General features: G+C 58.3%; 15 protein-coding genes. All 15 read left to right on the forward strand.

Annotated elements, in window-relative coordinates:
* Positions 1–8 precede the first annotated feature (8 nt).
* The 15 genes from fliI (at position 9) to FB593_RS06800 (ending at position 13343) form a co-directional block, all read left to right on the forward strand.
* Positions 9–1415, forward strand: coding sequence for a flagellar protein export ATPase FliI (fliI, locus tag FB593_RS06725; protein ID WP_003515084.1), 1407 nt, complete (start codon positions 9–11; stop codon positions 1413–1415).
* Between the two features lie 3 nt (positions 1416–1418).
* Positions 1419–1991, forward strand: a complete 573-nt coding sequence (locus tag FB593_RS06730; RefSeq protein WP_013635475.1) for a hypothetical protein — start codon at positions 1419–1421, stop codon at positions 1989–1991.
* 238 nt (positions 1992–2229) lie between these two features.
* A complete protein-coding gene (gene flgB / locus FB593_RS06735; RefSeq protein WP_003515082.1) occupies positions 2230–2622 on the forward strand; it encodes a flagellar basal body rod protein FlgB in 393 nt (130 codons plus the stop codon).
* A gap of 3 nt (positions 2623–2625) precedes the next feature.
* Positions 2626–3045 carry a flagellar basal body rod protein FlgC gene (gene flgC, locus FB593_RS06740; protein WP_003515081.1) on the forward strand — a complete coding sequence of 140 codons (420 nt, stop codon included), beginning with the start codon at positions 2626–2628 and terminating at the stop codon, positions 3043–3045.
* Positions 3042–3377 carry a flagellar hook-basal body complex protein FliE gene (locus FB593_RS06745; protein ID WP_003515080.1) on the forward strand — a complete coding sequence of 112 codons (336 nt, stop codon included), beginning with the start codon at positions 3042–3044 and terminating at the stop codon, positions 3375–3377. Before flgC ends, FB593_RS06745 begins: the two co-directional genes overlap by 4 nt.
* A 122-nt stretch (positions 3378–3499) precedes the next feature.
* Complete coding sequence (flgG, locus tag FB593_RS06750) at positions 3500–4288, forward strand: flagellar basal-body rod protein FlgG (RefSeq protein ID WP_003515079.1); 789 nt, start codon at positions 3500–3502, stop codon at positions 4286–4288.
* Positions 4289–4308: 20 nt separating this feature from the next.
* Entirely contained in the window at positions 4309–4797 is a 489-nt protein-coding gene (gene flgA / locus FB593_RS06755; RefSeq protein ID WP_013635474.1) for a flagellar basal body P-ring formation chaperone FlgA, read from the forward strand.
* Positions 4794–5915 (forward strand): flagellar basal body P-ring protein FlgI, encoded by a 1122-nt coding sequence (locus FB593_RS06760; RefSeq protein WP_013635473.1) that lies wholly within the window; start codon positions 4794–4796, stop codon positions 5913–5915. Before flgA ends, FB593_RS06760 begins: the two co-directional genes overlap by 4 nt.
* Entirely contained in the window at positions 5912–6448 is a 537-nt protein-coding gene (locus FB593_RS06765; protein WP_145166404.1) for a MotE family protein, read from the forward strand. The genes FB593_RS06760 and FB593_RS06765 overlap by 4 nt, the downstream gene beginning before the upstream one ends.
* A complete protein-coding gene (gene flgH / locus FB593_RS06770; protein ID WP_003515062.1) occupies positions 6445–7161 on the forward strand; it encodes a flagellar basal body L-ring protein FlgH in 717 nt (238 codons plus the stop codon). Before FB593_RS06765 ends, flgH begins: the two co-directional genes overlap by 4 nt.
* Positions 7162–7189: 28 nt before the next feature.
* Positions 7190–7690 carry a flagellar basal body-associated FliL family protein gene (locus tag FB593_RS06775; protein ID WP_013635471.1) on the forward strand — a complete coding sequence of 167 codons (501 nt, stop codon included), beginning with the start codon at positions 7190–7192 and terminating at the stop codon, positions 7688–7690.
* Positions 7687–8424, forward strand: coding sequence for a flagellar type III secretion system pore protein FliP (gene fliP, locus FB593_RS06780; protein WP_003515060.1), 738 nt, complete (start codon positions 7687–7689; stop codon positions 8422–8424). Before FB593_RS06775 ends, fliP begins: the two co-directional genes overlap by 4 nt.
* A gap of 372 nt (positions 8425–8796) precedes the next feature.
* Positions 8797–9807: a flagellin gene (locus FB593_RS06785; RefSeq protein ID WP_003515059.1), complete on the forward strand. Its 1011-nt coding sequence runs from the start codon at positions 8797–8799 to the stop codon at positions 9805–9807.
* A gap of 592 nt (positions 9808–10399) precedes the next feature.
* Positions 10400–11743: a flagellin gene (locus tag FB593_RS06795; RefSeq protein WP_026330633.1), complete on the forward strand. Its 1344-nt coding sequence runs from the start codon at positions 10400–10402 to the stop codon at positions 11741–11743.
* A 262-nt stretch (positions 11744–12005) separates the two neighbouring features.
* On the forward strand, positions 12006–13343 hold the full coding sequence (locus tag FB593_RS06800) for a flagellin (protein WP_038489820.1): 1338 nt from the start codon (positions 12006–12008) through the stop codon (positions 13341–13343).
* Positions 13344–13347: the final 4 nt, after the last annotated feature.

The following is a 13347-nucleotide window of genomic DNA, read 5'->3' on the forward strand; positions in this document are numbered from 1 at the left end:
ACTGAGCGATGACAATGCCGGAATCCACGCTCACGGTCGAGGCGATTTCACCGAAGCTCGCCCAGCTCGCCAGCCTTGCCGGGCACTATGCCGATCCGGAGTTTTCGGTGGCGCCGGGCGGCCATGTCCGCACCATCGCCGCCGGACACTACACGGTTTCCGGCCTGTCGCGGCATGTGAGGCTGGGCGAGTTCGTCGCCCATCGCAGCGCGACCGGTATCCATCTCGGCGAAGTCGTGCGCGTGGAACCCGATATCTGCTACGTCTGCCCCATCGAACCGGGCGAGCCGATTGGCATTCACGACACAGTCATCCGCAAAGGTGCCTTCCGCGTTGCGCCTGACGACAGCTGGTGCGGCCGCACCATCAATGCGCTTGGCGAACCCATCGATGGCAAGGGTCCGCTTGCATCAGGTACGGAGCGCCGTCCGATTTCCAGCAATGCACCGCCGTCGATGACGCGCAAGCGGGTGGAGACGCCCTTCAAGACGGGTGTCCGGGCAATCGATATTTTCTCGCCTCTCTGCCTTGGCCAGCGTCTCGGCATCTTTGCGGGCTCAGGCGTGGGAAAATCCACGCTCCTATCGATGCTTGCCAAGGCCGATGCCTTCGACAAGGTCGTCATCGGACTTGTCGGCGAGCGCGGTCGCGAAGTGCGCGAGTTCATCGAGGATACGATGGGCGAGAATATGGGCAAGTCCGTCGCCGTTGTCGCGACCAGCGACGAAAGCCCGATGCTGCGCAAGATGGCGCCGCTTTCGGCCGTCACCATCGCCGAATATTTCCGTGACAGGGGCGACAACGTCCTTCTTATCATCGACAGCGTGACCCGTTTTGCCCATGCGATCCGCGAAGTGGCGGTCGCTTCGGGTGAACCGCCGGTGGCACGCGGCTATCCGGCCTCGGTCTTCACCGAATTGCCGCGCCTTCTGGAGCGGGCGGGACCCGGCGCCGAAGGCAGCGGTACCATCACCGCCATCGTCTCCATTCTGGTGGACGGCGACAACCACAACGATCCGATTGCCGATTCGACCCGCGGTATTCTCGACGGCCACATCGTGCTGGATCGCAGCCTTGCAGAAGAAGGCCGCTATCCTCCGATCAATCCTCTGGCCTCGATCTCGCGTCTCGCCAAGAAGGCATGGACACCGGATCAGGAAAAGCTGGTGTCGCGTCTGAAAGCGCTGGTGCACCGCTTTGAGGAAACGCGGGATCTGCGCCTCATCGGCGGTTATCGACCCGGCACCGATCCCGATCTCGACATGGCGGTGAAACAGGTTCCGATCATCTATGAAACGCTGAAACAGCTTCCGAATGAACCGGCGGCGCAGGACGCTTACGCCGATCTGGCGACCGCGTTGCGCGGTGGAGTGCAAAATAATCAGCCACAGGTAAACCCGAGAATGAGAGGCTGACCCGTGAAAAAGAAACAGATCGACAAGATCGACGATAGCGACCTCGAGAACGTACAGCCGCAGCCTCCCTTCTTCACGCCCGACCGTATTCTGGCGTGGACGGGAATAGGACTTGCCGCCGCCGCCGCATTTTTCCCCTGGTACGTGTTCTTCAACGAGGACAAGTTTGGAATGAGAGTGGCAGACGGCGACCGCACGCGCGACCTGCCCCATACCGGTCCGCGTGAAGTCTTCAGCGTTTCGCCCCTAGCCATGACCAATCGCAACAAGGAAGACGCGCCAGCGCCCGGCGAATTGCCGGACATGCTGACGACGGCGACGGTCAGCGAAAAGGGTAAGGAAAAGCAGAACAATCTCGCCGCAGGGCTTGAAGACCAGCCCTTCCCCGGCCAGACCTCTTTCCGCCTGCTGCATGTCTCCAACGGCCGCGCCCTCATCGAGGACGGATCGGGCATGTATATGGTGCGGGTGGGCTCCACATTACCCGACAATGCGCGCCTGACCAAAATCGAGCAGCGCGACGGCGAGTGGATGATAGAGACCTCTTCCGGTAAAACCTATCATCCCGAGAAGTAGTCAGACCGGCACTCTGCTGAAGTCTGCTGCCGTCGCCGGATCCAGTCCGGCAGGACGGAGACGTCTTCGCAATTCACTATTCGATCCTAGGGCGTGCCGCATTTGCCGGCGCGCCATTTTTGTTTTCGCAATCGCCTCCGGGATCAGATTCTCCAGTGCTTCCGCACCTGCGCCCCTCACCGCAAGTCTGACGCAAGATTAGCACCGTAGGTTCGGGCCATACGAGATGGAGAAGTCTATGCAACCGATTCAACTGTTCGATCTGGCCTCCCGCCAAGCGGAATGGCTGAGCGTGCGGCAGGAAGTCGTGGCGACCAACATCGCCAACGCCAACACACCCAAGTTTCACGCCAAGGATGTCAGTCCTTTCGAAGCGGTCATGCAGGCCACCAGCCAGCAGGTCGGCATGGCGAAGACCCATCCCGCCCATTTCGGTGCTAGCGAGCTCAGCGAAAATATCGCGGTGCGCGACAACCCGATCAATAACGAGATCGGCATGCAGGAGTCCGGCAATTCGGTCGCGCTTGCTGAGGAAATGACCAAGACCGGCGAGATCAAGCGGCAATACGACCTGAACGCCAGTCTCGTCAAATCCTTCCATCGCATGATGCTGATGACGGTAAAGAGGTAAACCATGGATCCCTTGAGTGCGGCGAGCAAGATCGCGGGCAGCGGCCTGGAAGTGCAGTCCACCCGACTGCGTATCGTTTCGGAAAACATTGCCAACGCAAGATCGACCGGCGACACGCCCGGCGCCGACCCCTATCGCCGCAAGACCGTGACATTCGGCTCCGAGCTTGACCGCGTAAGCGGCGTGCAGCGCGTGACGGTAAAGAAGCTTGGCGTCGACCGCGGCGATTTCGTCCACGAATACGACCCCGGCAATCCGGCCGCCGACACCAGCGGCATGGTCAAGATGCCAAACGTCAACGTCCTGATCGAAATGGCGGATATGCGCGAAGCCAACCGCAGCTACGACGCCAACCTTCAGGTCATCCGCCAGACACGCGACCTCGTCGCCTCCACCATCGACCTTCTGAAAGCATCGCAATGATCGACGGCATCAAACAACTCGGTTCCCTCTCGCTCACGCGTGGCACGAGCAACGTCTCTTCGCTGACCGACAGCATTTTCGGCAGCCAGCAGACGACGCCCGCCCAGCAGACGGGCGCAAGCTTCGCAAGCGTTCTCGGCAATATGTCAACGGATGCGATGAACAACCTGAAGAAGGCGGAAGTGGCCTCCTTCGAAGGCATTCAGGGCAAGGCAAACACACGCGAAGTGGTCGATGCCGTGCTTTCGGCCGAGCAGTCGCTGCAAACGGCCATCGCGTTCCGCGACAAGATCGTGTCGGCCTATCTCGACATTACCAAGATGCAGATCTAGAGCGCGTCCGGTTTGACGCCAATCGTTGGCCGCGCTCTAGGCCTTTGTTTTTAAGCACTTTCCGGACGCAGAACCGCTCCGCGCCTTTACTGGAAATGCTCTAGCCCCGCAGGAAAAATGACATGAGAGCTCTTGCCATCGCTGCCACCGGTATGGACGCCCAGCAGACCAATCTGGAAGTCATTGCCAACAACATCGCCAACATCAACACCACCGGCTATAAGCGCGCGCGTGCAGAGTTTACCGATCTTCTGTACCAGACCGAACGCATGCAGGGTGTGCCGAACCGTGCCAACCAGGCGATCGTGCCTGAGGGAGCCAATATCGGCCTCGGCGTGCAGACTTCCGCGGTGCGCAACATCCACACCCAGGGCAACCTGATCGAAACCGGCAACAAGCTCGACGTGGCAATCATCGGCCAGGGCTGGTTTCAGATCGAGGCGGCCGACGGTTCGACGCTCTACAGCCGCGCCGGCGCCTTCAACAAGAATGCTGACGGCAACCTCGTGACGGTTGATGGCTACAATGTCATCCCGAACATCAATATCCCGACCGACGCACAGGACATCACAATCACCCGCACGGGTCAGGTGACCGCCCGCATCGGCAACGCTGCGGATTTCACTGAACTCGGCCAGTTGACCATCGCCAACTTTGCCAACGAGGCGGGCCTGAAGCCGCTCGGCGACAACCTGTTTTCCCAGACGCCGGCCTCCGGCGCCGCCGTTATCGGCGTGCCTGACGATCCGAGCTACGGCTACATCAAGCAATCCTACCTCGAAGGCTCGAACGTCGATGCCGTCAAGGAAATCACCGACCTCATCACGGCGCAGCGCGCCTACGAGATGAATTCCAAGGTCATCACCACCGCTGACGAAATGGCTTCGATTGTCAGCAAGAACCTGAAGTAAGAACGGAAAGGCAGGCGGACATGAGGTTTGGCCGGAAACATAGCAGCTGCAGAACGGCACTCGTCCGTATGTGCCTTGCGTCTGCCTTTTCACTGGGTGCCATGGCTCCCGCTTTTGCACAGGCACCGACGGCGCTGGTTCCTACTCGCACGATCTATCCGGGCGAGACGATCACGCCCGAACAGGTGAAGCCGGTGGAAGTGACCAACCCCAACATTTCCGCTGGTTACGCGAGCGATATCAGCGAAGTGGAAGGCATGATCTCCAAGCAGACATTGCTTCCCGGCCGCACAATCCCCATTGCAGCGCTTCGTGAACCGTCACTTGTGGTGCGCGGCACGAGCGTCAAACTCGTTTTCCACATCGGCAACATGACGCTGATGGCGTCCGGAACGCCCATGAGCGACGGCTCGCTCGGCGAGGTCGTAAGGGTACGCAACATCGATTCCGGCGTGATGGTCAGCGGTACCGTCATGAAGGACGGAACCATTCAGGTTATGGCGAAATGAAAGTGCTTCGTATCCTCTGTGCGGCTCTGGTCATTTCGGCCCTGCCCTTCCTCTCGACGCCGCCAGCCCAGGCAGACACGTCCCGTATCAAGGATATCGCATCCCTGCAGGCCGGACGCGACAACCAGCTGATCGGATATGGTCTCGTCGTGGGCCTACAGGGCACCGGCGACAGCCTGCGCTCTTCACCCTTCACCGAACAGTCCATGCGCGCCATGCTGCAGAACCTCGGCATCACCACGCAGGGCGGCCAGTCCAATGCCAAGAACATCGCCGCCGTGATGGTTACGGCCAACCTGCCGCCATTCGCCAGCCCCGGCAGCCGTGTAGACGTGACGGTCAGCTCACTCGGCGACGCCTCCTCGCTTCGCGGCGGCAACCTCATCATGACATCGCTTTCCGGTGCAGACGGGCAGATCTATGCGGTCGCGCAGGGAGCACTGATCGTCAACGGCTTTTCGGCACAGGGCGATGCAGCGACATTGACGCAGGGCGTCACGACCTCGGCACGCGTGCCGAACGGCGCGATCATCGAGCGGGAACTGCCGTCGAAATTCAAGGATTCGGTCAATCTGGTCCTTCAGCTGCGCAATCCCGATTTTTCGACCGCGGTGCGCGTCGCCGATGTCGTTAACGCCTTTGCCCGCGCCCGTTACGGCGATGGCATCGCCGAACCGCGCGATTCGCAGGAAATCTCGGTGCAGAAGCCCCGCACCGCCGACCTGACCCGGTTGATGGCGGAAATCGAAAACCTGACGGTCCAGACGGATACGCCGGCGAAGGTCGTGATCAACGAGCGCACGGGCACGATCGTCATCGGCGCGGATGTGCGTATTTCCCGCGTGGCGGTGAGCTATGGAACGCTGACCGTGCAGGTGACGGAATCGCCGCAGGTCATCCAGCCGGCGCCCTTCTCGCGCGGCGAGACGGCGGTGCAACCGCAGACGGATATCATGGCGCTGCAGGAAGGCAGCAAGGTCGCCATCGTCGAAGGCCCTGACCTTCGCACGCTGGTTGCCGGTCTCAACAGCATCGGGCTCAAGGCGGACGGCATCATCGCCATTCTGCAAGGCATCAAATCTGCCGGCGCCCTTCAGGCGGAGCTCGTGCTGCAATGATGGAACTTCAGAAGAAAACTGCTTTCAGGAACGGCTTTACCCGGTTCGCGGCCATTGCCTCGCTGCTTTTCCTGTTGCCCGCCGCTGGCGCCGAAAGCCAGCAGAACGTGGTGTCCGAACTCAGCACGCAGGATGAAATCCAGAAATTCTGCACCAATATTGCCGATGCGGCCCGCGACCAGCGCTATCTCATGCAGAAGCAGGAGCTGGGAAAGCTTCAGGCTGACGTCAACGAGCGCATTTCCGCGTTGCAGGACCGCAAGGCGGAATATGAGGACTGGCTGGCACGCCGCAATCATTTCCTCGAGCAGGCGAAAAGCAATCTGGTCGATATCTACAAGACGATGAAGGCGGATGCCGCAGCACCGCAGCTCGAGAAGATGCATGTGGAAATCGCGGCTGCCATCATCATGCAGCTTCCGCCGCGCCAATCGGGCCTCATCCTCAGTGAAATGGATGCTCAGAAAGCCGCAATCGTCGCCGGCATCATGTCGCAGGCAATCGACAAAAACACTTCGAAGGATCCTTCATGACCCCGCGTCTTCCGGCCCTCCTCCTGCCGCTTGCCCTGCTTGCCGGCTGCCAGAACAACCAGACCCTGAAGGAAATCGGCAACGCTCCCGCGATGAGCCCGATCGGCAGCGGCCTGCAATTCAGCCAGACGCCGCAGATGGGCATGTATCCGAAGCAGCCAAAGCACATGGCGAGCGGCTATTCGTTGTGGAGCGACAGCCAGGGTGCGCTGTTCAAGGATCTACGTGCGCTTAACATCGGCGACATCCTGACCGTCAACATCCAGATCAACGACAAGGCCGATTTCGACAACGAAACCGAGCGCAACCGTACTAATTCCAGCGGCCTGAACTGGAAGGCAAAGGCGGAAATCTTAGGTTGGACGCCGGAGGCAGATTCCAACATCAAATACGGCTCCGACACCGACACCCAGGCCAAGGGCAAGACCAAGCGTTCCGAAAAGCTGACGCTGATGGTGGCGGCCGTGGTGACCGGCATTCTCGAAAACGGCAACCTCATCATCAGCGGTTCGCAGGAAGTGCGCGTGAATCACGAAATCCGCATCCTCAACGTCGGCGGTATCGTCAGGCCGCAGGATGTCGATGCGCAGAACATGATCTCCTACGAGCGCATCGCCGAGGCGCGCATCTCCTACGGTGGCCGCGGCCGCCTGACGGAAGTGCAGCAGCCCCCGGTCGGTCAGCAGGTCGTCGACCTGTTCTCGCCGCTCTGACGCCGACATGCGAAAGCGGGACTGACCCATGGAAAACGAACAGACTGAGGGCAAGAAAAAATCCTCGCCGATGGTCATGACCATCGCTGGCGTTGCAATCCTCACCCTGCTGGGTGCGGGCGGCGGCTGGTTCGTGGGCGGCATGGTCGCCCCGAAGATCGCCGGCGCCGAGGCGCATGCCCCGGCTGCCGCCGGCGAGCATGGCGAGAAGAAGGGCGAGGGCATCGATAAAATCCCGGCAGAGGCTAACGGTATCGTCCAGCTCGATCCCATCACCACCAACCTTGCATACCCCTCCACGAACTGGGTGCGGCTTGAAGTGGCGCTGATGTTCAAGGGTCCGGTAGAGGTCAATCTCGCGGAGGATATCCATCAGGATATCATGGCCTACGTCCGCACCGTTTCCCTTCAGCAGCTGGAAGGGCCGCGCGGCTTTCAATATCTTAAGGATGACATTCAGGAACGAGTTGACCTGCGCTCTCAAGGGCGCGTATCCAAGGTCATGTTCCGGACCTTTGTCATCGAATGATTCGATTTCTTGTTACCATCGCTGTTCTTCTGGCTTTGCCGGGCCTTGCCAACGCCCAGCAATTTCCGACCGATCTGTTCAATACACAGATAGACGGATCCGTCGCCGCATGGATCATCCGCACCTTCGGCCTTTTGACGGTCTTGTCAGTCGCGCCGGGCATCCTGATCATGGTCACGAGCTTTCCGCGCTTCGTGATCGCCTTTTCGATCCTGCGCTCCGGCATGGGGCTTGCCTCGACCCCGTCGAACATGATCCTCTTGTCGATGGCGATGTTCATGACTTTCTACGTCATGTCGCCGACCTTCGATAAAGCCTGGACAGACGGCGTGCAGCCGTTGTTGCAGAACCAGATCAACGAACAGCAGGCGATTGGGCGCATCGCCGAACCCTTCCGTACGTTCATGAACGCCAATACGCGCGACAAGGATCTGAAGCTGTTCGTCGATATCGCCCGCGAGCGCGGACAGGTCGTGATGACCGACAATGTGGTCGACTACCGCGTGCTCGTTCCGGCCTTCATGCTTTCGGAAATCCGGCGCGGTTTCGAGATCGGTTTCCTGATCATCCTGCCGTTTCTGGTCATCGATCTCATCGTCGCCACCATCACCATGGCCATGGGCATGATGATGCTGCCACCCACCTCGATTTCCCTGCCGTTCAAGATCCTTTTTTTCGTGCTGATCGACGGCTGGAACCTGCTGGTCGGCAGCCTTGTGAGATCGTTCAACTGACGGCAACTGTGCCGAAATAATCTTCGTTAATCCTGTTTGTTAACCCTGCAGCCCCACGGCTGCGGGGTTTTCGCGTTTTAACCCTTTGGTTACCGTTTTTGCTAGGGGTCGGATAACTATAATTTTAAATTAAAAACTTACCAATTAAATACACTTCGCAGTAACCATAAGTATTTTCTAGTATTTCTTAATGCTCAAATTAACAATTGGGCAATTCTTTGCTGCCAAATTCTCCCTACACACAGCGGGTTTGGTTTCCAAAGGCAAGTAATTCGGAACCGAGTGGCATGAAGCCGAAACGTTGTGACCGGTAATACAAAGTCCGGAATGTCCCCAACTCCAGTATCTCGTAAAAACAAGGGACAAAATACTATGGCAAGCATTCTCACCAACGCCTCCTCTATGGCTGCTCTCCAGACGCTGCGTTCGATCGGCAACAACATGGAGACCACGCAGGGTCGTATCTCGACCGGCCTGAAGGTAGGCTCCGCCTCCGACAACGCCGCTTACTGGTCCATCGCGACCACGATGCGTTCGGACGCTTCGGCGCTCTCCACCGTTTCTGACGCACTCGGCATCGGCGCAGCCAAGGTCGACACCGCGTACTCCGGCATGGAAGCGACGATCAAGGTCGTTCAGGAAATCAAGGACAAGCTGATCCTTGCCCAGGACCCGACTGCCGACAAGAAGAAGATCCAGAAGGAAATCGGCCAGCTCCAGAAGCAGCTGACGTCGATCGCCGACTCCGCGACCTTCAACGGTGAAAACTGGCTGAAGACGAAAGCATCCAACGACGGCGCAGCATTCGCTGCCGGTACTGACGATGCGGCTATTGCCAACCTGAAGAAGCAGGTTGTTGCTTCCTTCACCCGTGACTCCGCTGGCGCCGTCAAGGTTCAGCGCGTCGATCTGCAGCTCAGCGGCTCGAACGTTCTGTTCGATACCGGCGCTGTAACAGACGGCAAGGGTACGGGCATCCTCGACAAGGCAGCTGTCGCAGACGGCGTTAAGCAGTCGGTTTCGAACCTCGATATTTCCGACCTGAGCATCTACAAGGGCGCTGGTGCCACCATGCTCGGCACTGCCGCTGCAACGGACAACGACATCCTCGACAAGCTCATCACCCACGTTGACAAGCAGCTTGAAACCCTCAACAGCGCTGCTGCCGATCTGGGCGCGGTCTCCAACCGCATCTCGATGCAGGGTGACTTCGTTTCCAAGCTGACGGCAACGATGGAAAAGGGTATCGGCCGTCTGGTTGACGCTGACATGAACGAAGAGTCGACCCGCCTCAAGGCTCTGCAGACGCAGCAGCAGCTGGCAATCCAGGCTCTGTCGATCGCCAACAGCGACTCGCAGAACATCCTGTCGCTCTTCCGTTAATCGGACCGAAAATTACAAAAGTCGAGCCGCGCCCGAAAGGGCGCGGTTTTGCATTTGTGGAGTGCTCCGCAAACGGAAAGATTTCGTTTACCATCCTTGCTTTGAAAGCATTTACCACGATTTGAGCGAAGCGCCGGGAGCGCCCTGAAATTAGGGAATTGGAAAGCACCGGCTGTCAGATTTTGGGTATGGACAAGCGGATAGCCGCTGGCCTGAATGACACTACACGCAGGATCGCAAGCGGAGGCTGACCGTCTTGCAATTGCGTGAAACAGGCAAACGTGACGGAGGCTGACCCAAGCGTATTGCCCTTTTACCAAAGCCGCATCCGGAAACGGGTGCGGCTTTATTATTTTTTTAAACATTTCAGGCTACGCGCGCATGCGCGCGAAGATTGCATAATAAAATCTCAGCGTGTGCATTTTTTTGCGACCCTTAGCTCTTCATTAACCATATGGAGGTTAGCTAGAGCCATCGAAACGGCGAGCTAACCATTAAAAATCAGCAGGTTAGCAGGCATGATGCTGTGCGCTGTTCCCGGTGAGACCGGAATGTCCCTTCTTTAATCAGCCATTCAAGGGGCAAATTTACTATGACGAGCATTCTCACTAACGTAGCAGCTATGTCTGCACTCCAGACCCTGCGCTCCATCGGCCAGAACATGGAAACGACGCAGGACCGCGTGTCTTCCGGCCAGCGCGTCGGCGAAGCTTCCGATAACGCCGCTTACTGGTCGATCGCGACCACCATGCGTTCCGACAACGGCGCTCTTTCCGCTGTACAGGACGCCCTCGGCCTCGGCGCCGCAAAGGTCGACACTGCCTATTCGGGTATGGAATCGTCCATCGACGTCGTCAAGGAAATCAAGAACAAGCTGGTTGCCGCCCGCGAACCCGGTGTCGACAAGTCCAAGATCCAGGAAGAAATCACCCAGCTGCAGGATCAGCTGAAGTCGATCTCCAGCTCCTCGTCTTTCTCCGGTGAAAACTGGCTGCAGGCAACCGTCAGCAACGGTGCTGGCGAACTGAAGAACGTCACCAAGCAGATCGTTGGCTCCTTCATCCGCGACGCTGCCGGCAACGTGTCCGTAAAGACCGTTAATGTTGACCTGAGCCGTAACACGGTGCTTTTCGACACGTCTTCGGGCGCTGCAAAGGACAAGCAGGGCGTCCTCGACTCCTACGCCTATTTTTCTTCCACGGGCAGCTACAAGCTGTTCGAAATCACCAATGACTCGGACGGCGTAGGCGCCGCCCAGCCGGTGACCAAGGTTGCAGCAGCCAAGGTTTACACTGAAGCCCAGCTGAAGGGCCTGAAGGAAGCAACTGCCGGCACCCCCGTCACCTTCACAACCGCTGCTGCAACGGGTATCGTCACGATCGCTAACGCCGATGCGACAGCCCCCGACGTCAACGGCACCTACTTCAATCTTGGCAACGACCAGTATGTGAAAATCAACACGACTGCGCCGACCTCGCCGGCAACCAAGACCAACATTGCCGTTGGCCTCGACGGCACCACCAAGATCTATCTGGAAGAAGGCGCAACCGCCCAGCTCGCAACGCAGCTCACCTACTCCCTGACGTCTCTGGACATCACCAAGGACCTGACCGGCACGTTCAAGAACAGCGACGGCTCGGCAGTCTCGGAAAACCAGTACCTCGACGCCATGGTTTCCTTCGTTGACAAGCAGCTCCAGAGCATGACGTCCGCCGCTGCCGACCTCGGCTCGGTCAAGATGCGCATCGAACTGCAGGAAAACTTCGTCAACAAGCTGACCGACTCGCTCGACAAGGGCATCGGCCGTCTCGTCGACGCTGAAATGAACGAAGAATCCACGAAGCTGAAGGCTCTTCAGACCCAGCAGCAGCTTGCTGTTCAGGCCCTGTCTATCGCCAACAACGACTCGCAGAGCATCCTGTCGCTCTTCCGTTAATCGGAAAAGACATCGCCAAAAAATCGAGCCGCATCCGAAAGGGTGCGGCTTTTTCCGTCATGGTTAAGAGAAATTATTATTTCCTAATTTTTATTAACGACAGTTTAGGCTTTGTTAACCATTCGGGCCCTAAAACCTAGCCATCGAAACGATTGGTTAACCAAGACGAAAAAGAGGTTAACAGGCATCAAGCCGCGCGATCGTTACCGGCGGCAATCCGGAATGTCCCTTTTCATTTAAGCCAATCAAGGGGCAAATAATTATGACCAGCATTTTGACGAACGTCGCGGCAATGGCCGCCCTTCAGACCCTCCGCGCAATCGGCAGCGACATGGAAGAAACGCAGTCGCGTGTGTCCTCCGGCCTGCGCGTCAAAACCGCCTCCGACAACGCCGCCTACTGGTCTATCGCGACCACCATGCGTTCGGATAACGGTGCTCTTTCCGCTGTTCAGGACGCCCTCGGCCTCGGCGCTGCAAAGGTCGATACAGCCTATTCCGCCATGGAAACCACTGTCGATGTCGTCAAGGAAATCAGCAAGAAGCTGGTTGCCGCCCGCGAGGCCGGCGTCGACAAGGCAAAGATCCAGGAAGAAATCCGTCAGCTACAGGACCAGCTGAAAAGCATCGGCGAATCCGCCTCCTTCTCCGGCGAAAACTGGCTTAAGGGCAAGATCAGCGATGCATCCGGCAACCTCACCCCGATAACGAAGCAGATCGTCGGCTCCTTCATCCGTGACGGCGCGGGCAATGTTGCAGTCAAGACGATCAACGTTCAGGTCGACAACAAGACTGCCCTTTTCGATACCTCGACCGGTGCGGCGAAAAACGGTATCCTCGATAGCGCCGCCCATTATTCCGATACAGGCTCCCTGCGCAATTTCGAGATTACCACGACCACACCCGCAGGTGTTGCCACAAACACGCCCTCTACCGCAAAGGTGTTCACGCAATCCCAGCTTCTGGGTTTCCCCTCGGGGACGACGACCACAGTTTCTGCTCCAGACGCAGTAACCGGCCTCGTAACCGTTGCTGCGGCGACAACCGCACGAAACAACGGCACCTACTTCAAGATCGGCGAAAACGCAGCGGGTGAAGCCCTCTACGTAAAAGCCAACAATACCGCGCCGACGCCTGCAGGCACCACTGTAACGGCAATCGGAACCGGCGGTTCGTCCAATAACAATATTTACCTCGAAACCGCCGCCGCAGATTCCCAGATGGCACAGAAGCTCGGCTACTCGCTGATCGATCTCGACATCACCAAGGATCTCAGCGGTTTGCTGGACGCCAAGGGCCAGCCGCTGACGGACAATGACGGCCTCGACAACATGATCCAGTTCGTCAACACCAAGCTGGAATCGCTGATCAGCGCGAGCGCCGATCTCGGCTCCATCAAGATGCGCCTCGATCTGCAGGAAGATTTCGTCAACAAGCTCACAGACTCCATCGACAAGGGCGTCGGACGTCTCGTTGATGCCGACATGAACGAAGAGTCTACCAAGCTGAAGGCTCTGCAGACACAGCAGCAGCTGGCAATCCAGTCGCTCTCCATCGCCAATACCAGCTCCGAGAATATCCTGTCGCTATTCCGCCAGTAAGCGG

It is taken from the genome of Rhizobium sp. SJZ105, assembly GCF_007828365.1.
Taxonomy (GTDB): Bacteria; Pseudomonadota; Alphaproteobacteria; order Rhizobiales; family Rhizobiaceae; genus Agrobacterium; species Agrobacterium tumefaciens.

Bases quoted from the DNA above. Each gene is read 5' to 3' on its own strand.
- FB593_RS06795 (WP_026330633.1), top strand. From the start codon at position 10,400: ATGACGAGCATTCTCACTAACGTAGCAGCTATGTCTGCACTCCAGACC.
- FB593_RS06785 (WP_003515059.1), top strand. From the start codon at position 8,797: ATGGCAAGCATTCTCACCAACGCCTCCTCTATGGCTGCTCTCCAGACG.
- FB593_RS06760 (WP_013635473.1), top strand. From the start codon at position 4,794: ATGAAAGTGCTTCGTATCCTCTGTGCGGCTCTGGTCATTTCGGCCCTG.
- fliP (WP_003515060.1), top strand. From the start codon at position 7,687: ATGATTCGATTTCTTGTTACCATCGCTGTTCTTCTGGCTTTGCCGGGC.
- FB593_RS06775 (WP_013635471.1), top strand. From the start codon at position 7,190: ATGGAAAACGAACAGACTGAGGGCAAGAAAAAATCCTCGCCGATGGTC.
- flgA (WP_013635474.1), top strand. From the start codon at position 4,309: ATGAGGTTTGGCCGGAAACATAGCAGCTGCAGAACGGCACTCGTCCGT.
- FB593_RS06745 (WP_003515080.1), top strand. From the start codon at position 3,042: ATGATCGACGGCATCAAACAACTCGGTTCCCTCTCGCTCACGCGTGGC.
- flgG (WP_003515079.1), top strand. From the start codon at position 3,500: ATGAGAGCTCTTGCCATCGCTGCCACCGGTATGGACGCCCAGCAGACC.
- FB593_RS06800 (WP_038489820.1), top strand. From the start codon at position 12,006: ATGACCAGCATTTTGACGAACGTCGCGGCAATGGCCGCCCTTCAGACC.
- flgH (WP_003515062.1), top strand. From the start codon at position 6,445: ATGACCCCGCGTCTTCCGGCCCTCCTCCTGCCGCTTGCCCTGCTTGCC.
- flgC (WP_003515081.1), top strand. From the start codon at position 2,626: ATGGATCCCTTGAGTGCGGCGAGCAAGATCGCGGGCAGCGGCCTGGAA.
- fliI (WP_003515084.1), top strand. From the start codon at position 9: ATGACAATGCCGGAATCCACGCTCACGGTCGAGGCGATTTCACCGAAG.
- flgB (WP_003515082.1), top strand. From the start codon at position 2,230: ATGCAACCGATTCAACTGTTCGATCTGGCCTCCCGCCAAGCGGAATGG.
- FB593_RS06765 (WP_145166404.1), top strand. From the start codon at position 5,912: ATGATGGAACTTCAGAAGAAAACTGCTTTCAGGAACGGCTTTACCCGG.